Below are 20647 nucleotides of genomic sequence, written 5' to 3' on the forward strand. Positions count from 1 at the left end.
GCTCGCCCGCCAGACGGTATGAGGTGGAAGGTCGTTCTGGACCTGGATGGCGAGGGTGTCTAGGCTCGCTGGGTGCGATCGCCGGAACAGTTGAAACAGCGTTGGCTGACAGAGGTGGACCTTCTGTTCACCCGTCCCGAGATGTATGCCCGTGACGGTCGCGAGATGGAATCGGTAGCCGATCGGCGGCTGGGGGATCTGTGTTATCTGGATGGCCGGGACGACGAACGTGAACAGATCAAGGGAGTGTCGAGAGGTTTCGGAAAGCTCGGAGTAAACGGACCGTTCGCCGCGATCTTCGGCCAGGAACGTAGGTTCACGGCCGAGGTGGCGTCGGTGTACGCCGAGTTCTATCACCGCCTCGGATACTTGGCGGTGGATCGATTGCTCGGTCCGGCCGAGTGGCTGCCGATGACCCGGTTGCGCGAGTGGGCGGCGGATCGCGACGTACGTCGCAGCGAGGTCGAGGCCGCCTTCGGCGAACCGAGTCTGCGGGTGGCAAGGCGGGTGTTGTGTTATGCCCCGGCCGACGCTGGACAGTGGGTGTTCTTCGACTGCTGGGACGAGCCGGTATCGCGGTATGTACCCGGCAAGGGCCGCTTCGACGCGGAGGTCGAGGCCGATCCCTTGGTGCGTGATATCCGCACTCCCGCAGCTGGTTTCGAGGACGGGCTCATCCTGACCTTGTATGGCAAGGTGTTGCGCCGGGGACCTGGGTGGTGGATTCGGCATCCGACGGAGACGATGTCGGACGACCAGAAGGCAATCGCCGCACAGCTCAGACAGATCGAATCCGCGGACCCCGGACAGGGCCATCGCCGCTAGCGTCGGTCCTGGCTGCGGGGACTTGCGGAACGCGGTAGTTTCGTGCACGGCTTGACCGGATCTCGCCTCCGGACCCGGCGCTACCCCGACCACATACCGGGGCGCTGCCGAGATCGCGGATCGCAAGAGTCGGCACAGCTCCGATTATCGAGTGTGAGAAGGGAAGTCGCGGGATGCTGTTGCCATCGACCGAGCGGGCATTGTTGCATCGGGTCGCCGTCGAGCAGGCGAAGTATCGGGTGCCCTCGCTGATCGCCGCGGTGGTGCGGGATGGGCAGCTGGCTTGGTCGGGGGCCAGGGGGCGGGTCGGTGAGAGCCGACCGACCATCGACACGCAGTACCGCATCGGGTCGATCACCAAGTCGATGGTGGCCACCGTGGTGCTGCGGTTGCGCGACGAGGGCAAGCTCGATCTGGCCGACCCGCTGGCCAAGCACGTGCCGGGCGCGCCGCTGGGGGACCGGACGGTCGCCCAACTGCTCTCGCACACCGCCGGCCTGCGCGCGGAATCCCCCGGCGACTGGTGGGAGCGCACCGAGGGTGGGGATTGGGCGGAACTCGCCGACAGCCTGGACCGCGATGCGGGCAGCCAGGCCCTGTTGCATCGGGCAGGTCGACGGTTCCACTATTCCAACGTCGGCTTCGCCGCGCTGGGCGAGTTGGTCGCCCGGCTGCGCGGCCAAAGCTGGTTCGAGGCACTGCGCGCCGAGGTGCTCGCTCCGCTGGGCATGGCTCGCACCACTGTGTCGCCCGCCGCCCCGCACGCCACCGGCTGGGCGGTGCACCCCTGGGCGGACGTGGCACTACCGGAGCCATCGCACGACAACGGAGCGATGGGAGCGGCCGGTCAGCTGTGGTCGACGGTCCACGACCTGGCCCGGTGGGCAGCCTTCGTCGGCGGCGACGCCGGCGATGTGCTCGCGGCCGACACGCTGGCGGAAATGCGTGAGCCGGCCGCCGTCGAGGACGGCGACGAGTGGGCGTCCGGGTACGGACTGGGCCTGCAGTTGCAGCGCCGCAAGGGCCGCAGACTGGCCGGTCACACCGGGGCGATGCCCGGGTTCATCGCCACCGTCTGGGCCGACCCCAAGGACCAGACCGGTGTGCTGTTCCTGTCCAACACCACCTACGGCGGCATCCGGGGCAAGCTGGCCGACGGAATGCTGGACATCCTCGCCGAGCACGAACCAACCATGCCCGAAGAATGGCTGCCCGCACCCACCGTGGACCCGCAGCTGTTGGCGCTCACCGGAACCTGGTACTGGGGCACCGCCTCGATCGCGCTGCACCTGCGTGCCGATGGCCTGCTGGAGCTCAAGGCTCTCGCGCACGGCGGCCGGGAGTCCCGGTTCCGTCCGGAGGCCGACGGCTCCTGGACCGGGCTGGACGGCTACTACGCCGGTGAGCGCATGGAGGTTGTGCGTGACTCCGACGGCACGCCACAGCGGCTGGAACTCGTGAGCTACGTGTTCACCCGCGCGCCCTACGAACCGGCCGAGCCGATCCCCGGTGGGGTCGACCCGGCGGGCTGGCAGGCTCGGAGTTAGCCACTACTTCGGTGCGGGCGGGTTCCATCGCCGCGCGAGCTCGTCGAGTCGGTCGCGGATTCGCCGAATCCGTTTAGTGGGTGACGTTTTCGGGGAGAACAGCGAAACCGACAGCGGATTCAGTGGTGTTTGCGTGGGTGGTGGGACATGACCGGATTGCAGGACGCCGCCGAGCTCCGGCCCGTACCCCAAGTCGACCGCGATTCGGTCGGTCCGGTACTCGGCGCGGGCGACCAGCGGCCGCGATGCCAGTGCCACGACCTCGGGAACGAATCGCAGCAGCAACGCCGGCGCGAGGCCCACGATCACGGTGGCCGCCGCGACTGCCGGACATGCGACGAGGATTCTGGTGAGCACGGTCCAGCCGACGGAGAAGATCCGGGAGCTCCGGGCGGGCAAGCGTTGCGCGATCGTGTCGCCGACGGCGATCAGATCCAGACTCGACATGAGCGTCCGCTCGATCCCGACCACCGGGCAGTTGTAGTTGCGAAACACCAACTGCCAGAACGCTACTCGTCCCTGGACGCGTTGCGCGAGTTGATGAGCGAGCACGGCTTCCAACTCCCGTGGCGTGAGTCGCCGCAGTGCTTCGGGAGGTGTCGTGATCATTCGCCCGGGCGTCACCAATTGCCGGTCCGTCTTCTGTACCCACAGCGTGTAGGACGAGGCGGGCACGTCGGCCTGGCGCGCGACGTTCTTCCATGCGGCGATCAGTGTGCGCTGTTCGTCGGACGTGGGCTCCCGCAGACCGAAGATTCGCACCATCCAGCGGTGTTCCGCGCCTCGGAAACACACCGCGCTCCAGGCGGTGCACAGCAGAAACCAGGTCGCCGCGAGCACGCCCCGAACGCCGATTCCGAGCGCGAGGCCGAGTCCGTAGAGCAACACCGTCATCAACGCCGCGGAGGGTATCGCGGCCAGCAGCAGCACGATCCACGCCCGCACGCGGTCCGCGACCGACCGACGGGCAACCGCAGTTCCGCCTGGGTAATTCGCCTTCGCGATCACTTCGGAGGTCATGCCCGACGGTACAGCGGATGCCGGCCACGCCGCTGAACCGGGAGTGATCGCGCGATGGCCAACTACTTGCGGCTCGGGGGCGGGACGCCGGTTGCTCGGCTGCGTCAAATCTTGCTCGTGTAAGCAAAACGCGATACGGTCTTGCTCATGCAAGCAAGAAGTGGCTCGGGCAAGCAAGCCGGGCGGACATTCACCGAGGCGGCCCGGCGCGCGCAAATCGTCGACGCCGCGATCGAAGTGATCGCCGAGCACGGCCTTCCCAATACCTCGTTCGCGAAGATCGCGCAGCAAGCCGGGCTGAGCAGCACCGGCATGATCTCCTATCACTTTCGGGGCAAAAATGAGCTGATCCGCGAGGTGGCGGCCGAAATCGTGCGCGTGAACACCGAATTCGTCGTCGCCAAGCTCGAGCCCGAGGCCGGGTACACGGCCAGGCTGCGCGCCTACTTCACGGCCAACATGGCATTGCTCGACGAGTACCCCCAGCACCAGCGGGCGCTCGCCAGCATTGTCGCCAACGCCCGGACCGACGACCCGCGGCTGTTCGGCCTGATCGAGCAGGTCACCGAAATCGCCCGCGGTCAGGAGGAGTGGATCCGAGAAGCGCAGCGGGCCGGGGAATTTCGGGCCTTCGACCCCACGGTTATGGCGTTGGCCATTCGGGCCGCACGAGACGCGGCCGTTGCCCGCGCGGCGGACGATCCCGACTTCGACGCCGTGGCATGTGCCCGCGAATTGGGCGATCTCTTCGAACGCGCTACCCGCGAGCAGTCGTGATGACCGGAGCTCCGATGAACGCACCGCACACGCTTTCCACCGACCGCACGCCGGAGCAGAAACGTGCCGCAGTCCGCCGTCACCTGCTACGCCAGCTGACCTTGGAGTTGGTGATCCCACTCGGCGGTTACTACGCCCTGCGCGCAGCCGGAGTGAACCCGTGGCTGGCGCTGATCGCCCCCGCACTGCTCATCGGGGGGTTACTCGCTTATCACGCGATACGGCAGCGTCGCCTCGACACGATCGCGCTGTTCACCCTCACCATGATCGTGATCGGCACCGTGCTGACCCTGGTCACCGGAGACCCCCGCACGCTGCTGGTGCGCGACAGCTGGATCTTCGGCGTCATCGGACTGTGGATTCTGGCCACCCTGCTGACCCAGCGCCCGTTCATGCGCACTGCCTCCCGCGCGATCGTCACAGCCAAGGTCGGTGAAGAAGGCTACCGGCAGTGGGATGCGCGCTGGGACAACGATTCCCGGTTCCGCAACCACCTGCGCGTGTTGACCGCCGTGTGGGGCACGGCCTTCGCGGCGGACGCGCTGGTGCGGGTACTGCTCGCCTACACCCTCCCGATCGATTCGATACCTCTGGTGAGCACCCTGCAATGGTTGGCCGTCCTCGTCGCAGTCCTGATCTTCCACAACATCTACGTCACCAAACACGGACTGAAGGTCTGAGTAACCGCGGATGCGGCCTCTCGACATCCATGGCCGGGCCCGCCCAAGACCGTCGTCTAGTAGCGACGACCACTCCGGCGGACAAGCCGGTTCCACGCGGGCTGTTGCGGGACTCGATAGAAGTCCAAGGTCCGGAAATGCCGCGTGGCGCGCGTTGGTCAGCTATCTAAAATGGTTGCCCTGCAAAGCCTTTCAACGTGCGCTCATGATCTCACCGGCCGCGTCGACATCGACGGAGAAGACTCCGCCGATGTCGTCTACGGCTGGCTCGCAGCGAGGAGCTGGTCGAGTAGCGGAGCTGTTAGAGGGCGCAGCCGATCGCACGGGCATCCTCGAGCGGAACGCCGTGCCTGTTCACGCAGTCGATTGCGTCGTCGACCCCCATCAGGCGCCACCCCGCCGGTGCGGAGTACTTGAACATGTACACGACCGGGTGCAGGGTGCCCTCCGGTTGGCTCAGCGCCGTCGCGTAGTTCCCGCTGCACCGCGCATTCTGGAGATCGGCCAAGGGATACTCGGGTGATGCCGTCATTCGCAGCGTGGTGATGAGGTATTCGCGGGTAACCACGGCGCAAGGTTTGGCCGTCGTCGGCGCGGCCGTGGTCTTCGGCGTCGCCGAGGTAGCGGGCTCCGGCTCCTCGGCGGCAGGTGAGGTGGTCTCGACGGCGGGCGCCGTGGTCTCGGCCGTGGGCGCGACGGTTCCGGGGGTGGGGGCTGTGCCCCGAGCGGATGTGGAAACGGTGCTCGATGCCGAAAGAGCGGCATCGGAGGCGCCCTCGCCACCGCACGCCGTGAGAGCCACCGCGAGGGTGGCCGCCGCAGTCGCGAGCAGAACAGATCGGGTCATATTTCCTCCGCGCTAGAGGCCGCCCAACTGGCAGCCACTTCCAGATCATCTGAGTGCGTGGAGATTTCATTACAACCGCGAACTATGGTGGAACTCACAGGACGAATCCGAGGGGGACATCTTCGTGCACGCTCTGGGCGAGGCCGCTTCGACATCCGCACATGCCGCGTCAGTCAGCGCGCGCGTTCAGGACGCCATCGCGTTGACAAGAGGGATTGAGAGCCGAAGTTGCCGACGTGGATTACTGTGGCGGCGTGGGGTTTACCGAATATGGTCCAGGCGATGTCGTGTACTTTCCGGAGGGGCCGTTCAGCGGCGTCTGCGGGGTCGTGCGGGAGGTCTACCCCCGAAGGGCGAAGTTGCGCATCGACTTCGGTGAGGGGCTCGTCCACCGCGAAGGCGGGGTACTGCGGGAGCGGCGGCACACCCTGACCGTCGACTTCGACGAGGTCGAGCTGGTCTAGCAAGCGGCACGGTCCCGGCCGTCTCAGCGATGACGGAGACGGCGAAACTCGAGCGCGGAGCGGAGCAGCCACGGTGCGGCGAGCCCGGCAGCCAGCGCGGTCAGCGGCACGACGACCTGGCCCCAAATATCGCGGATCGGGTGGTAGCGCACGCCGCCGTGACTGATTTCGAGGTAGCCGAGTGGGCGTACGTCAGTGCCGCCGCCCACGCCGCCGCCCGCACCACCGAATCCGACGCCCGCACGCGCAACGGGGATGACGGTGATGCCGTCGACCGTGATCGGTTCGCCGAAAACTCTTGCAGCGCAAGCTTGTCGGCCGATAATGTCCAGGACTGCCGCAGCGGCATCGTCCGCATCGGGCCCAGCCGACAAGGAAGCGGGATCCGGTGATGCCTGCATGGTCGGGACCTCCGTAGCCGTCGAAAATGTTCGAGCTGAAGGCTAGCCGGAATCAACCAGATCCGGACACGCGGAGAGCTCTTCAGGTCAACGCGGTACTCGAGGCCCGCTGGGCGAGGGTTAGCGGCAGTGCTCGATAAATCGGTGGCAACGTTTTGGCGTGTCGGTTAGGGTTCCGCCCATGTGTATAGGCCCTGCGATGATCATGAAGCCCTGGTCGCTCCGCTGACGGCGGCGACCTGAAATCCAACTGAAGCCGCCGTCCGGGTAATCGCGCCGGGCGGTTTCGTGCTGTCCCGGCTCCATCCTCGAGCTGCGGAGAATCAGTGTCTATTTTCCATGTGGGCCGAAGTCTGTCCACACCTTCACACCAGAATTTCTCGTCCAGGGACCATCTGCCCGCGGGTGCGCATGCGCACATACGAGCGACCTCGATCCAGGTGACGCTCGGGTCGCGACCGGTGCTGGCGGACGTCTCCGTCACGGTGTCGGCCCGCTCGCGTCTTGCCATCGTCGGGGAGAACGGACGTGGCAAGACCACGCTGTTGCACGTGCTCGCCGGGCTACTGCCACCCGACAGCGGAACCGTCAGCCGAGTCGGCACGATCGGTGTTGCTCAGCAGGCCATACCTTTTCGGGAAGCCGAGACCGTCGGCACACTCGTCGCCGAGACCATCGAGCCCGCCGTGCGGGCATTGCGAGAACTCGACACCGCGACGATCTTGCTCGCCGACGGAGCACCGGGAGCCGACGACGCCTACGCGGCCGCCTTGGCGGCCGCGACCCGGCTCGATGCCTGGGATGCCGAACGCCGCGTCGACATCGCGCTGGCGGCGCTGCACGCGTGCACGGACCGAGAGCGCCCCTTGGCGACCCTCTCGGTAGGGCAACGCTATCGAGTTCGGCTGGCGTGCCTGCTCGGAGCCGCACACGACATCCTGCTGTTGGACGAGCCGACGAACCACCTCGACCGCGGCGGATTGGACTTCCTCACCGAACGTCTGCGGACCCACCCCGGCGGACTGGCCATCGTCAGCCACGACCGCGCACTCCTGCGCGATGTCGCCGACGAGTTCCTGGATCTGGATCCGAGCCAGGACGGACGTCCGCAACTGTTCGCCGGCGGCTATCCGGGTTGGCAAGAGGGCCGTCACCGCGCTCGCGACCGGTGGGAACAGGAGTACGAGGACCAACTCGCCGAGCGCGCGCGGCTGCGGGAAGCTGTCGCGGGCGCCCGCGACCGGCTCAGCACCGGGTGGCGACCCGACAAAGGACATGGCAAACATCAGCGTCAGTCCCGAGCGCCGGGCCTGGTTCAAGCGCTCAAACGACGCCGAGCCGACCTCGAGGCGCACACCGTCACCGTGCCCGAACCACCCCTGCGCCTGCGATTTCCCGACCTGACCGTCCGACCCGGAACGCCGCTGCTTCGCTGCGACAACGTCACCGTGCCAGGACGGTTGGATTCTCCCGTCACGCTTTGCCTGGAGGCGGGGGAACGTCTGCTGGTCACCGGGCCCAACGGTGCGGGCAAATCCACGCTGCTCGCGGTGCTCGCCGGTGAGCTGGAACCGTCCACCGGCAGCATCCACCAGCACGGAGCTGCCCGAGTCGCCCTGATCGGTCAAGAAGTTCCGGCCTGGGAGCCCGAGCTGACCGCACAGGAGCTCTATGACCGCCACATCCGGAGCCTCGCCCTGCACAACAACATCGAACCCTTACCACTGACATCGACAGGTCTGCTGGAGAAGCAATCGCAACGCACCCCTGTCGGCAGACTGTCCCAAGGGCAACAGCGCAGACTCCACCTCGCCATGCAACTCGCCGCCCGCCCGATGGTGCTGCTCTGCGATGAACCCACGAACCACCTTTCGGTATCGCTGGTCGACGAACTCACCGCCGCATTATCGGAAACTCCGGCCGCCGTTGTCGTGGCCACCCACGACCGGCAGATGCTCACCGATCTCGCACAGTGGCCCCATCTTTCGCTCGGAAACCCATTTAGGTATGTGCACAACGACCGACCGACAAAGCTGGGCGAATGTTGATAGCGGAACGATCTCACACCGGTGTCTACTGTCACCTGTCCGGGTACCGATGGGCTGGGTCACACGTGGAGATGAGGGTGCATGTTCGGGGTTCGTGAAAAATTCAGCTGGGCGGCGGTGCCATTGGCGGTGCTATGCCTGGTGGCGTCCAGTGCCGGTGTGGCCACGAGTGATCCATACCCGACATTTCCGCCCGATCAGAATCAGTTGCCGCAATTGCCGGCCGAACCGCAGCTTTACGATCTGCTGCCGATTCCGGTGCCTGCCGAGGATCCGTGGTACAACGATCCGGCGGACCTGGCCTCGTACGCGCCGGGGCAGATCATTCGTTCGCGGACCGTGCAGACCCGGATACTCGGCATTCCCTTCCCGGTGCACACCAAACAATTGTTGTTCCGCAGCAACGACATTCGCGACAATCCGATCGCGACTGCCACCTCGGTGATCACGCCGGGCATTCCCTGGTCGGGCAGCCCGCGCCCGGTTGTTTCGTTCCAGGAGGCGATCGACTCGACCAACTCGGCATGCAACCCGTCGTACACGCTGCAGGTCGGCACCATGAAAGAAGCCGCGCTGGCGCAATTCTGGCTGGCGCAGGGTTTCGCGATCAACGTCCCGGACTTCGACGGCAAATTCAATACCTTCAATACCTTCGACGAGGGCAAGATGGTGTTGGACAGCCTCCGCGCCATGAAAAATGATGCGGCGCTGGGTCTTACGGATTCCGGAATCGCGCTGTACGGCTACTCCGGTGGTGGCTCGGGTTCGATCCGCGCCGCCGAATTGCGCGAAAGCTACGCGCCCGACGTACGACTGCTCGGTACCGCGATCGGCGGCACCCCCGGTGACCTCCAGTTGCAGGCACGGTATGCGACCGAACAGCAACCCGGGCTCGCCGGAATCAGCAACTTCACCATGTGGCTCGGCTTCGCCGGGCTGTCCAAGGAGTTCCCCGAGGAATTCGATGCGACAAAGCTGCTGAACAAGGAAGGTCAAGCGATTCTGCGGGATATGCAGAGTCGTTGCGTGTACACGATCGCGCTGTCCGGCATGTATCGGCCCATCAGCGACTACTACCAGCCCGGCATGACGCTGGAATCCGTTCCCGGGGTGATGCGGGTGCTGCGGGAACAGAGTCTGGGCCAGCATATTCCGGACAGCCCGATCTTCTGGTGGCACGGGATCTGGGATGAGCTGATCCCCGCGTCGGTGGTGCTGCCGGTGGTGAACGACTACTGGAACCGCGGCGCCGACCTGCGGTTCTACACCATGCCGTTGCCCGAGCACATCGTCAACGCCGGTGCGGGCTGGCCGCCCGCGGTGGCCTGGATCAGTGCGGTGCTGCGCGGTCTGCCGCCGGGCCCGCGGTTCAAGGCGGACTTCCAGCTGCCCGGCTAGACGAGTACAGACTTTCCTGAATACAGAAATGGCTGTATCGTCCGGGGTGTGGACCTCTTGATGCATCGTGACGCGCTGTCCCGCTTCGGGTACGCGCTGTCGGACTCGACGCGGACGCAGATTCTGCTGAGCCTGCGCACCGCGCCGGGCTATCCATCGGAGTTGGCGGATCAGATCGGGGTGTCGCGCCAGATCCTGTCCAATCACCTTGCCTGCCTGCGTGGTTGCGGCTTGGTCGTCGCGGTCCCGGAGGGTCGCCGTAGTCGGTATGAGCTGGCCGATCCGCGGATCGGTCGTGCGCTGGACGACCTGGTCGGGCTGGTGCTCGCGGTCGACCCGGCCTGCTGCCCGGCCGCCGAGGCCGAGGAGTGCTGCTGATGTCGGAGCTCGGGATGCCGCTGGTCACGCTGGGGCCGAGTCCGGCCAGGAAGGCGGTGCTGGCGAAGCGGATCCGCTGGTTCGTCGCCGCGACGATCAGCTACAACGTGGTCGAGGCGATCATCGCCCTGGTCGAGGGCACTCGGGTGTCCTCGACGGCGTTGATCGGCTTCGGTCTCGACTCGGTGATCGAGGTGTCGTCGGCGGCCGCGGTGGCGTGGCAATTCGCCGGTCGGGATCCCGAAGCCCGGGAGAAGGTCGCGCTGCGGATCATCGCGTTCTCGTTCTTCGGCCTCGCCGCGTATGTCACGGTCGATGCGATCCGGGCCTTGCTGGGGATAGCGGAGGCCCGGCACAGTCCGGTCGGAATCGGTTTGGCCGCAGTCAGTTTGGCTGTCATGCCGGTGCTGTCATGGGCCCAGCGCCGCGCCGGGCGCGAACTCGGCTCGCTGTCGGCCGTCGCGGATTCCAAGCAGACCTTGTTGTGCACCTATTTGTCGGCGGTGCTGCTGGTGGGGTTGTTGCTCAACAGCTTGTTCGGCTGGTCGTGGGCCGATCCGATCGCCGCGCTGGTGATCGCGGTGATCGCGGTCAAAGAGGGCATCAACGCCTGGAAGGGCGATACCTGCTGCCCCAGCCCTATCGGCCGGGTGCCGGGCACTGACAGCAAGACCGACGCCTGCGATTGCTGCGATTGAGCGATACCGGTCGGGGTCGTCGAATTCGACGACCCCGACCGGGTATTCGGAACTACCGCAGCCGAGACTCGATGGCCTCGATGATGCGCGGGCGGAGTTCGGCGACGCTGATGACGGCGTCGACCGAGCCGACCTCGACGGCGCGCTGGATGTTGTGCACCCGGTCGAACTCCGCCGCTACCTCGCCGAGCTTCTCCGCGCGGACCGAGGAGCGGAGCTCATCGAGTTCGGCGGTCAACGTGCCGCGCTCGGCACCGGCGGCAGCCGCCGCCCGGGCCTCCAGGCTTCGCACGCGCGGGTCGGCCGCGGTGCGAGCGTTGACGTCACCGGAGAACACCACCGCCGCGGCGGGGGCGCCGCCGAGCACCGAGGCGAACGAACCCTCCAGTGCGAGAACGGTCATGTTCGGGTTGAGCGCCTTCGAGAACACCACGAACGCGCCACCGTGGTACCGCGAGATCACGCAGAACACAATGGGCCCACGGAAATTCACGATCGCCCGGCCGATCTCGGCGCCGTACTCCAACTGCAGCTTGCGCATCGACTCCGGTGAGCCGTCGAAGCCGGACAGGTTCGCGAGCACCACCAGCGGCCGGTTGCCGCTGGCCGCGTTGATCGCCCGCGCCGCCTTCTTCGCCGACCGCGGGAACAGCGTGCCCGCGGTGTAGGTGTCCGGGCCGTCGGTGGGCGGGAAGCCGCGCCGCGGCACCGACTGCGACTCGATGCCGAGCAGGCACACCGGCATGCCGCCGAGGTGGATGTCTTGCACCACCGCGGTTTCCGCGTCGGCCATCCCGGCCCAGCGTTCCAGTGCCGGATGGTCCTGATCGGACAGCGCCCGCATGATGGTCCGGATGTCGAACGGCTTCTTGCGGTCCGGATTCGCCGAGGCGGAGAAGACTTCGCCGACGGTGCTGAAATCGGTGCCGACGATATGCGGGAAATCGGAGACGTCACGGTCGATCGGGTCGGTCGTGGTCGCCCGCCGTGGCGAACTCTCGCCGGGTGCGACGTAGGTGTGGTCGTAGTACGACATCAGCACGCCCCGGGCGGCGCCCAGGCTCGGCGCCCAGTACTGCGCCTGCCCGTTCGGGCCCATCACCCGGTCGTAGCCGCCGATGCCGAAGTTGTCCTCGGCCGAGACGCCACCGGAGAAGTCGAGCGCGTCCTTGCCGGTGAGCACCATCGCCGAATCCGGCGTCATCACCAGGATGCCCTTGGTGTGCATGAGCATCGTCGCCTCGGCGTTCCAGTACGGCTGCGCGCCGACGTTGATGCCCGCGACCACGATATTGATCTCACCGCCGTCCTGGGTGAACTCGACGATCCGCTTGAGCGCCGCGGCCACCCAGTCCATGTTCTCGGTGCCCGAGTCCATCGAGATCCGGGCGCCCGCGGACAGCGCGTACCACTCCAGGGGCACCTGCATCCGCTCGGCCAGGTCGAGGGCGGCGATGACGCGGCGGCACTCCGGCTCCGACAGCGCGCCCAGCGACTTGGTCGGGTCGCCGAGCAGCACGACCCGGGTGACGCCCTGCGGGTGCCGCGGGGTCGGCGTGCTTACCACACCCGCGACGATCGCCGCGGTATTGCGGCCCTTCGGCCGGTCGACCGGCACCAGCGTGTTGGACGCGTCGAGGTCGTGCTCGACGAAATCGCCGAGCAACGCCGTGAGCTCGTACGGGTAGACGGTGTTGCGGCTGCTCGCGCGCAACACCTTCTGCCGGTAGTCGTCGACGGGTTCGACCGGCGCGAGCGACGGCTCGCCGATGGTCAGCTCGGTACCGCCGGTGGCGTCGAAGGAGATGCGCACGGTGACCTTGGTCAGCTCGCCGGTCTCCGGTTCGCGCTGCCGTGCGATGAACAGGATCTCCTCCAGTCCGACGCCCGCGGTCGTCGGCAGCACGCGCTCGGCGATCATCTCCAGCTCCGCGCGCGTGATCTCGCTCGGCGGCCAGACGTAGACCACGATCCGGTTGGTGTTGAAGCGCTTGCGCGACGGCCGCAGCGCGTGCGCGCGGCGGATGGAGTCGACGCAGGTGGCGATGGTGTTCTCGGCGGTCGGCAGGGCGAGCAGCCTGCCCTCGTGGTCGCGCAGCGCGGTCAGGTCGCGGACCTGTGCGAACACGATGAGTCGGTCGTCGGAGGGGTTCTCCCGCGCTACGCACTGGAAGAGGTAGACCTCCTCGTCCGAGGACGGCAGCCGGGTGAGGTCGAACTTGCTCAGCCGCTCCATCTGCATCCGCTGCGCGATATACGGGTGCAGGCCGCGGATCAACCGCTCCTCGATCATCCCGGTGGTCGACGGACGGAAGGTGAAGTGGTGGTGCATCACCGCGGCGCCGCTGCCCGCGACGGTGGCGGTGATCCGGCGGACCCGGCTCGGCAGCGGCTGCGCGTTGAGCACCTCGTGCAGCGCGGCGACCATCGCGTCGAAGCTCTCCGGCTGCTTCTCCCAGGCGAGGTAGATGTCGGCGTCGATGTCGTCCTCACCACTGGCCAGCTCCGCGAGCCCACGCAGCGCGCTGCCGAGTTCGTCGAAGCTCACCGCGGCCGAGACCACGCTCGAGCCGGTGCGCTCGGCGACCACGAAGGTGCAGCCCGCGACCTCGCGGGTGCGGACGGCGGTGAGTTCCTTGTTGCCGTAGTACCGCCTGGTCAGCACCTCCAGCATGATCGCGTTGTCCAGGTGGTCGCGGATCAACCGCTGACCGAGCAGCCGCACCAACGGCTCGGTGCTGCGCACCATTTCGGCGATGCGCTGGGCGCGGTCCGGCGAGTCCGGGTGTGCGTCCAGGTGGCGCAGGTGCTTGCGCACGTCGGCGTAGACCCGGGCGCGGTTGCGGCGCAACAGCGGCTGACCGAACCAGGCGAATACCACGCCGCGCGCGAGGTCGGCGACCACCGGGAAGCGGACCTGTGTCGCGGCCACCAGGCGCTCCAGCGCGAAACCGGCGGGCTCGCGCAGTACCTCGTCCGGCGGTGGTTGCCGCAGCCAGGTGTTCAACAAGGTCGTGACGACGGTGGCAGCGGCCGCCGCGCGCTGCTGGGCCAGGAAGATCCGGAACACCGCGGCTTCGAGCTCGGGGGAGCGCTCCAACTCGGTGACACCGTAATGCCCGAGCGCCTTGGCCAGCTTGGCCTGGAATGCCTCCGGCAGCCCGGCCCGCTCGACGTCGAGGCTCTGCAGGTAGGTGTGGAAGTACTCGCGGGCGCTGCGCACATGGCCGTCACCGCCGTCCTCACCGGCGGGCCGGTTGCGGCTCAGCTCGGCGAGGTCGGCGAACACGTCGATGAGTTCGAGTTCCTCGGACAGCGGCCGGTGGCCTTCGTCGGTGGCGGCGCGACGTGCGGCCAGGTAGTCGTCGAGCACCCGGTTGTCGTCGTGCGGATCGACGTCGAAACCGAGCAGCAGGCTGCGCAGGTCCTCCCGGCCGCGTGCGGTGCGCTCCCACGCCGGGATCGGCCCCGGCGCGGCGGGCAGGTCGAGCTCGACGGACTGGTAGGCCGAGGTGTCCTCGGCTTCGGCGCCGTCGGCGAGCGGCTCCAACCGCAGCAGCGGCGCACCGGTCTCCACCTGAGTGCCCACGGAGACCACGCACTCCTTCAGGCGCGCCCGGAACGGCGCCCGCAGCACCGTCTCCATCTTCATGCTCTCCAGTACCAGCACCGGCGCGCCCGCCTCGACCTCGTCGCCCACCTCCAGCGGCGTGGCCACGACCAGTGCGGGCGCGGGCGAGCGGACGACGCCGCCCTCGTCGCGGCTGACCCGGTGCGTCACCCCATCCACCTCGACCAGGTGGATCGGGCCGTGCGTGCCGGTGAGCAGGCGGTATCGGGTGCCGTTGACGACGATCTGCCCGGTGTGCCGGTCGAAGCGGTCGAGCTCGACGTCGGCGGTGCGCACGTCGTCACCCGCTTCGACGCCGACCCGGAACCGATCCGCGCCGACCCGCGCGACGCGCACCCGGTAACCGACGCCGCGCAGCTTGACGTCCAACGGCCGGCCGCTCTGGTGCTGCACCTGCGGGCGTCCGCCGAACGCCGTCGACAGCAGCCGCTGCCGTTCGACGCGTTCTTCTTCCTCGTACGCCTCGATGGCGGCGGCCGCCAGCGCGACGGCGGAGTGCCGGTGCGAGACCAGCCTGCCCTCGCCGCGGACGCGGTCGATCCAGCCGGTGTCGGCGCTGGCGTCGATCACCTCGGGCTGATCGAGCAGGTCGAGCACGAAGCTCTTGTTGGTCGCGCCGCCCTCGATGATCACCGTGGTCTGTGCCATCGCCCGGCGCAGCCGGCCGAGCGCTTCGTCGCGGTCGTGGCCATAGGCGATGATCTTCGCGATCATCGAGTCGAAGTCGGCGGGGATGGTGTCGCCCTCGCTGACACCGGTGTCCACCCGGATGCCGGGCCCGGCGGGCAGATCCAGCCGGGCGATGCGGCCGGGGGAGGGTGCGAAGTCGCGGTCGGGGTCTTCGGCGTTGAGCCGTGCCTCGATGGCGTGCCCGCGCTCCACCGGCGGCTCGCCTTCGAGCCTGCTGCCGGAAGCTACCCGCAACTGCGCCTTGACCAGGTCGAATCCGGTGGTGGACTCGGTGATCGGGTGCTCGACCTGCAGGCGGGTGTTGACCTCGAGGAACGCGAACTGCTTGTCGCCGGGGTGGTAGAGGAACTCGACGGTCGCCGCGCCGCGGTAATCGACCGCGATGGCCAGCCGTTCCGCCGACGCCTTGAGTTCGGCCGCCTGCGCCGGACTGAGCACGGGTGACGCCGACTCCTCGATGACCTTCTGGTTGCGCCGCTGCACCGAGCAGTCGCGGACGCCGAGCGCCCACGCGGTGCCCTGGCCGTCGGCGATCACCTGGACCTCGACGTGCCGGGCGCCGGTGACCAGCCGCTCCAGGAACACGATGCCGCTGCCGAATGCGCGCGCGGCCTCCTGGCTGGTGCGCTCGTAGGCGTCGGCGAGGTCGGCCTCGTTGGTGACCACGCGGATGCCGCGCCCGCCGCCGCCGGCGGTCGCCTTCAGCATCAGCGGGTAGCCGATCTCGGCCGCCGCGGCCAGCGCGGTGTCCAGGTCCTCGACCGCGCCGCGGCTCCACGGTGCGACCGGGACGCCGACCTGCTCGGCGATCAGCTTCGCGCCGATCTTGTCGCCGAGTTTGCGCATGGCGTCCGCGCTCGGCCCGACGAAGGTGACGCCGACCTTGTCACACAGTTCCGCGAACGCCGGGTCCTCGGCGACGAAGCCCCAGCCGACCCATGCGGCGTCGGCATTGGTCTCCAGTAGCGCGCGCTCGAGCACCTTCAGATCGAGGTACGGGCGCGCGGAGGCGGGACCGAGGTCGTAGGCGATGTCGGCCTCGCGCACAAAGGTGGCGGTGCGGTCGACGTCGGTGTGCAGTGCGACGGTTTCGATCGGCGTCGCGGTCTCGGCGGCAAGCTCCCGGACGGCGTGGATGAGCCGCATCGCGGCCTCACCACGGTTGACGATGGCGATACGGCTGAACAACTCGACAGCCCTTCCTCTCAAAGGCATTTAGCCCGCGTGGTGTGCGGCTTTAGCGTGCGTGTCGACCCGGTCCGAAACCACGCCGATGCGGCGGTGGCTCGATCCAGCACGGTAGGACACTACGGATACCGACTCGAGCGTAAGGGTTTTCGCCGCGAACACCCTGCCCGCAACGACGATACTCATCGGTAGCAGCGCAAATTCGATGCCCGGCGACCGAAAGTGGCCCGGAATCCGTGCTCGGCCGCGACAGGAGATGACATGAGCGAAGCCGATTCCTACATCATTCGCGGCGGGCGGCCGGGCCGGGAACGACTGCGCGTGCTGGCCGGAGTGCTGGCGCCGACGACGCGGGCGCTGCTCGAGCGACTGCCGGTCCGGCCGGGCGACCGATGCTGGGACGTCGGATCCGGCGGCGGGGACGTGACGGTGATGATCGCGGACATGGTCGGTCCGGCGGGCCGCGTCCTCGGCACCGACGTCGATCCGGCCAAGGTCGCGTTGGCTCGCGCCGAAGCGACCGCGTATCCGCAGGTGGAGTATCGAGTCGGCAACATCATGGGCGAGGGCCCGAACGAAACTTTCGATATCGCGCACGCCCGCTTTCTGCTCTCGCACCTGACCGACCCCGGCGCGGCGGTCGCCGCGATCGGCCGGACTCTTCGGCCGGGCGGCATCCTGGCCGTCGAGGACGTCGACTTCAGCGCACCCGTGTGCTGTCCGGACCTGCCCGCGTTCCGTGCCTACCACGATCTCTACATTCGCACCGGCCGCCACCGAGGGGCCGACCCGCTGATCGGCCCTAGATTGCCGCTGCTCCTGCACGAGGCGGGCTGCACCGACATTCATATCCGGATCAACCAGCTCGCCGAACCGGACCCGGCGATCAAGTCCATCCACGTGCTCACCCTGGAGAACATCGCCGACGCCGCACTTCAGGCCGGACTCACCAGCCCCGCCGAACTCGCCGCGATGCTCACCGACCTCCGTGCGGCAGTGGACGACTCGTCGATGGTGCTGGCCGCTCCTCGAATGGTCCAGACCTGGGGGCGAAAACCGGGATGAATGCCGCCAGGTCGCACCGTCCCGGCATGGCCGCACTATTCGGGGACAGCGGTGTAGTTGTCAGCCCATTCGAAACTGCGATAGTGGCTGCGGCAGCACATCTGCGGCTCCATCGACTGCTCTTCGGTTTCCGGCAGGTCCTGCAATTCCAAGACGTCGGTCTCCATGGTTCTCCTCTTCCTTTTCCGGTGTTCTTCCGATCATGGTGGCCCGTCGATGGATCGGCCGTGGTCGATCAGCCAGGAACGGGGACCGCCATGTCCGAGGCGCAGCAAGAAGTCCAGTACGCCGGCCAGCCCGACGTTGTAACTCGCGCAGACCTCACGCATCGTGTCGTCGGGAACCAGTAACCTGCCGTCCCGTTCGGCCGCACGGACATACAGGCAAGTAGCGATTTCCGCCGCCCACTGCCGATAGCGGTCCTGCCCGGTTGCCTCGGCGAGATCCAGCAGCAGTTCGGCGTTGCCCGATATGCCGTGGCAGGCACCGGTCCCGAGGCGCCACCGGTCCCGGTACACCCGGTGTCCCGCGCGTTCGGCGAACTCGCGGAACCGCGGTTCGCCGGTCGCCTGCCAGAGCCGGACGAGAAACGTGCCGACACCGGAGGTGCCGTTGCACCAGAAGTTCACATCGAGGCTGCCGGCCGTACTCGGACCTTTCGGCCAGCGTGCGCTGTCGCCCTGACATTCGGCCACCGCGCAGAGCGCGTGCCCGGCACCGAGCGCGATCTCGACCAGGTCGGGCTGATCCAGGACGGACCCTGCGGCGAGCAGAAAGGTCGCGTTCCCGGCGAGGCCGTGGCCGAAGCCGTAGGATTCCGAGCCCGCGAGTTCGTCGCGGAACTGCGGCCCGGCCAGCCAGTCCACTCCGGTTTCAGCGGTCTTGGTCACCTGGATCAGCCGCTCGGCGCACTCCATGGCTCGGTCGGCGAATCGCTGGTCACCGCTGGCCCGCCACAGCTGGAGCTGTGCCGAACCGGCACCGGCCAGGCCGTGACAGATATCCGGATTCGTCCAGTCCAGCGGAATGCGCAGCGCGTAGCCCAACGCACGCTCGGCCAAGGCTTCATCGCCCAGCGTCTGGGCAGCGGCGTGCAGCGCCCACACGGTTCCCGAGCGACCGAAATACAACCCGGGCAAGATCCGGCTCGGCAAGGTCAGTCGGTGGTCCAGCCAGCGTGCCGCGGTGGCCAATGCCGGTCTCACCCACTGCTCCCCGCAGCGCACCGCACGGTCGAGCACCGCGAGCACCCCGGCCCCGCCCAGCTGCACGTTGCACGGGTCGCCGGGCGGCAGCGCTTGCGGGCGCGGCCACAGGTACTCCCGATTCGGGGTCATCGTGTCGACCAGGTGAGCGAGTCCGTCCCGCAGCAGCCGGTCGCGATTCTCCTCGGACAGCGCTGGCCCCGGACGAGCCTGCGCCACAACGGGTTCGGTGTCGAGGAACGCCGCGGCTCGCGGCAGTGTCCACCGGTCCGGCACGTCGGCGGTGAGGCCGAGGATGACCGGGGCGAGTGCGTGCAGCGCGGGGGAGGTCGGCGCGGCCGCCTCGACGATCGCCGCGATCCGCGCGCCGGTCGGCCGAGCGACCGGTGCGTCGGCAGCCAGCACCGGGTTGATGCCACCGGCGATATACAGCAGGGTGGCGCCCAGGCTGAAGCAATCCACCTCCGGGCCGGGGGCGGGCAGTGGGATCGCGCTGTTGCGGCGGGGCTCGTCGAAGTATTCCGGCGCACCGAATCCCGGTGTGCCCGCGACATATGCCAGTTGATCGGCGTGGATCGTGCATTCCATATCGACGAGCACCGGGATGTTCTCGGGTGTCACCATGACATTGCCCGGCGTGAAATCGCGTAGTACGAAGCCCATTTCGTGTACCGCGCCGATCAGCCGGGTGAGCTCGCGCGCCAGCCGCCACACCTCGGTCACCGGCACCTGACCGTCACTCGGCCGAGCATGCACCGCGGGCCATCGTTGCAGGTTTGTGCCCGCGATCAGATCCTCGACGAGGAATATGTGCTCGGCAACCGCCACCACGTCGCGCACCGCCGGGGTGATCCGGGCGGGGCCGAGTTGGTCCAGGATGGCTGCCTCGTGCCGCAGCCGGTCCCGGACATCCTTGCCATCCGGATCCGTCGCGATATGCGGGCGTGCCTCCTTGAGCAGCACATGTTCGCCGGTGTGCTGGTCGTGGGCGCGATAGACGCCGCCGCGATTGGCGTGCTGGATGGCGTGGGTGACCAGGTAGCGGCCCGCGATCAGCACCGGATCGCCCCGCTTACGTCCGTGGGTCCGCGGCGGCTGGTCGAACGGTGGGCTGGCCCAGGCGGGCGGGGAGAACCAAGGGTTGCGCTCGTCGGCTACCGAGGTGCCGTCCGGCGCGGACAACTGCCCCTCATAGAACCCGGTGTCGTCGAGTCGGCTCGGTGCGACGAAACAGCCGAATCGGTAGTGCACCAGGCTGTCCGGCCGATAGCGCCGATCGGACAGAATCGCCGGACCGGCGAGCCCGAGGGTGGCCTCGTGCAACAGCTCGGCAAGCGCGCGCAGCTGATCGTCATCGATCGGGTACACCGTGAGGAACTTGCCCGACTGCGCCCGGTCGGCCCGACTCGCGTTGAGCTCGGCGACGATTCGCGGCGTCGCGGCGAACTTGAACGCGCACTCGTGCGCCACCAGCACCGGAACCGCGTTCGTCAACACCTGCGGCGCGGACACCGGAGTAGCGGACACATGCAACTTCCAGCCCTGCGCCCTGGACCGGTGCTCCGGCGGCGTCACCGTGCACCACGTGTCGCCTTCACGCAGCCGCCAGCGCGGGCCGATAGCCGATTCCGCCAGCACAGCCATGGCGATCGACCGATAACCCGATGTCACCGCCGAGCGCGGCGAGTCGGTCAGCACCTCGGTCATCGAACGGATGCCCCCCATCCAGTGCTCCAGAGCAAGATGATCCAGGAGACATTCGATGCTAGCGGCCGCCGGAGTGCC

General features: G+C 67.8%; 17 protein-coding genes. 10 read left to right on the top strand and 7 right to left on the bottom strand.

The features are described from left to right. Positions 1–114: 114 nt before the first annotated feature. Both ACFK0J_RS14070 and ACFK0J_RS14075 read left to right on the top strand, forming a co-directional pair. Positions 115–825 (top strand): hypothetical protein, encoded by a 711-nt coding sequence (locus ACFK0J_RS14070; RefSeq protein WP_378740169.1) that lies wholly within the window; start codon positions 115–117, stop codon positions 823–825. 173 nt (positions 826–998) lie between these two features. Continuing rightward, positions 999–2372: a serine hydrolase domain-containing protein gene (locus tag ACFK0J_RS14075; RefSeq protein WP_378740172.1), complete on the top strand. Its 1374-nt coding sequence runs from the start codon at positions 999–1001 to the stop codon at positions 2370–2372. A gap of 3 nt (positions 2373–2375) precedes the next feature. On the opposite strand, the gene ACFK0J_RS14080 is transcribed toward ACFK0J_RS14075, so the two are convergent. Further along, positions 2376–3392: a hypothetical protein gene (locus ACFK0J_RS14080; RefSeq protein ID WP_378740175.1), complete on the bottom strand. Its 1017-nt coding sequence runs from the start codon at positions 3390–3392 to the stop codon at positions 2376–2378. A gap of 147 nt (positions 3393–3539) precedes the next feature. Here ACFK0J_RS14080 and ACFK0J_RS14085 point away from each other — a divergent pair, with 147 nt between their 5' ends. Both ACFK0J_RS14085 and ACFK0J_RS14090 read left to right on the top strand, forming a co-directional pair. Then, the gene (locus ACFK0J_RS14085; protein ID WP_378740178.1) at positions 3540–4169 is read left to right on the top strand and encodes a TetR family transcriptional regulator; all 630 of its coding nucleotides are present in this window, start codon (positions 3540–3542) and stop codon (positions 4167–4169) included. A gap of 14 nt (positions 4170–4183) precedes the next feature. Beyond that, positions 4184–4849 carry a VC0807 family protein gene (locus tag ACFK0J_RS14090; protein WP_378740180.1) on the top strand — a complete coding sequence of 222 codons (666 nt, stop codon included), beginning with the start codon at positions 4184–4186 and terminating at the stop codon, positions 4847–4849. A 301-nt stretch (positions 4850–5150) separates the two neighbouring features. Here ACFK0J_RS14090 and ACFK0J_RS14095 read toward each other — a convergent pair whose 3' ends face one another. Further along, positions 5151–5696: a hypothetical protein gene (locus ACFK0J_RS14095; RefSeq protein WP_378740182.1), complete on the bottom strand. Its 546-nt coding sequence runs from the start codon at positions 5694–5696 to the stop codon at positions 5151–5153. Between the two features lie 254 nt (positions 5697–5950). Between ACFK0J_RS14095 and ACFK0J_RS14100 the strand changes: the two genes are divergently transcribed. Beyond that, on the top strand, positions 5951–6160 hold the full coding sequence (locus tag ACFK0J_RS14100; protein ID WP_378740184.1) for a hypothetical protein: 210 nt from the start codon (positions 5951–5953) through the stop codon (positions 6158–6160). A gap of 23 nt (positions 6161–6183) precedes the next feature. Here the strand turns inward: ACFK0J_RS14100 and ACFK0J_RS14105 are convergent, their stop codons facing one another. After that, positions 6184–6561 carry a hypothetical protein gene (locus ACFK0J_RS14105; RefSeq protein WP_378740187.1) on the bottom strand — a complete coding sequence of 126 codons (378 nt, stop codon included), beginning with the start codon at positions 6559–6561 and terminating at the stop codon, positions 6184–6186. 353 nt (positions 6562–6914) lie between these two features. Here ACFK0J_RS14105 and ACFK0J_RS14110 point away from each other — a divergent pair, with 353 nt between their 5' ends. The 4 genes from ACFK0J_RS14110 to ACFK0J_RS14125 all read left to right on the top strand — a co-directional run bounded on the left by ACFK0J_RS14110 (position 6915) and on the right by ACFK0J_RS14125 (position 11083). Then, entirely contained in the window at positions 6915–8609 is a 1695-nt protein-coding gene (locus ACFK0J_RS14110; protein WP_378742833.1) for an ABC-F family ATP-binding cassette domain-containing protein, read from the top strand. Positions 8610–8690: 81 nt separating this feature from the next. Next, complete coding sequence (locus tag ACFK0J_RS14115) at positions 8691–10007, top strand: lipase family protein (RefSeq protein ID WP_378740190.1); 1317 nt, start codon at positions 8691–8693, stop codon at positions 10005–10007. 60 nt (positions 10008–10067) lie between these two features. Further along, positions 10068–10385: an ArsR/SmtB family transcription factor gene (locus ACFK0J_RS14120; protein WP_378742835.1), complete on the top strand. Its 318-nt coding sequence runs from the start codon at positions 10068–10070 to the stop codon at positions 10383–10385. After that, positions 10382–11083 carry a cation transporter gene (locus ACFK0J_RS14125; RefSeq protein ID WP_378742837.1) on the top strand — a complete coding sequence of 234 codons (702 nt, stop codon included), beginning with the start codon at positions 10382–10384 and terminating at the stop codon, positions 11081–11083. The genes ACFK0J_RS14120 and ACFK0J_RS14125 overlap by 4 nt, the downstream gene beginning before the upstream one ends. 52 nt (positions 11084–11135) lie before the next feature. On the opposite strand, the gene ACFK0J_RS14130 is transcribed toward ACFK0J_RS14125, so the two are convergent. Then, a complete protein-coding gene (locus ACFK0J_RS14130) occupies positions 11136–16592 on the bottom strand; it encodes a carboxyl transferase domain-containing protein (protein WP_378740191.1) in 5457 nt (1818 codons plus the stop codon). A 27-nt stretch (positions 16593–16619) separates the two neighbouring features. After that, positions 16620–16778 carry a hypothetical protein gene (locus ACFK0J_RS14135; protein ID WP_378740194.1) on the bottom strand — a complete coding sequence of 53 codons (159 nt, stop codon included), beginning with the start codon at positions 16776–16778 and terminating at the stop codon, positions 16620–16622. A 75-nt stretch (positions 16779–16853) separates the two neighbouring features. Between ACFK0J_RS14135 and ACFK0J_RS14140 the strand changes: the two genes are divergently transcribed. Then, positions 16854–17657, top strand: a complete 804-nt coding sequence (locus ACFK0J_RS14140) for a methyltransferase domain-containing protein (protein ID WP_378740197.1) — start codon at positions 16854–16856, stop codon at positions 17655–17657. A 35-nt stretch (positions 17658–17692) separates the two neighbouring features. Here ACFK0J_RS14140 and ACFK0J_RS14145 read toward each other — a convergent pair whose 3' ends face one another. Both ACFK0J_RS14145 and lanL read right to left on the bottom strand, forming a co-directional pair. Next, on the bottom strand, positions 17693–17824 hold the full coding sequence (locus ACFK0J_RS14145) for a hypothetical protein (protein WP_378740200.1): 132 nt from the start codon (positions 17822–17824) through the stop codon (positions 17693–17695). Positions 17825–17857: 33 nt separating this feature from the next. Continuing rightward, a complete protein-coding gene (lanL, locus tag ACFK0J_RS14150; protein WP_378740203.1) occupies positions 17858–20587 on the bottom strand; it encodes a class IV lanthionine synthetase LanL in 2730 nt (909 codons plus the stop codon). Between the last annotated feature and the right edge of the window lie 60 nt (positions 20588–20647).

It is taken from the genome of Nocardia brasiliensis (assembly GCF_042691675.1).
GTDB lineage: Bacteria > Actinomycetota > Actinomycetes > Mycobacteriales > Mycobacteriaceae > Nocardia > Nocardia brasiliensis_D.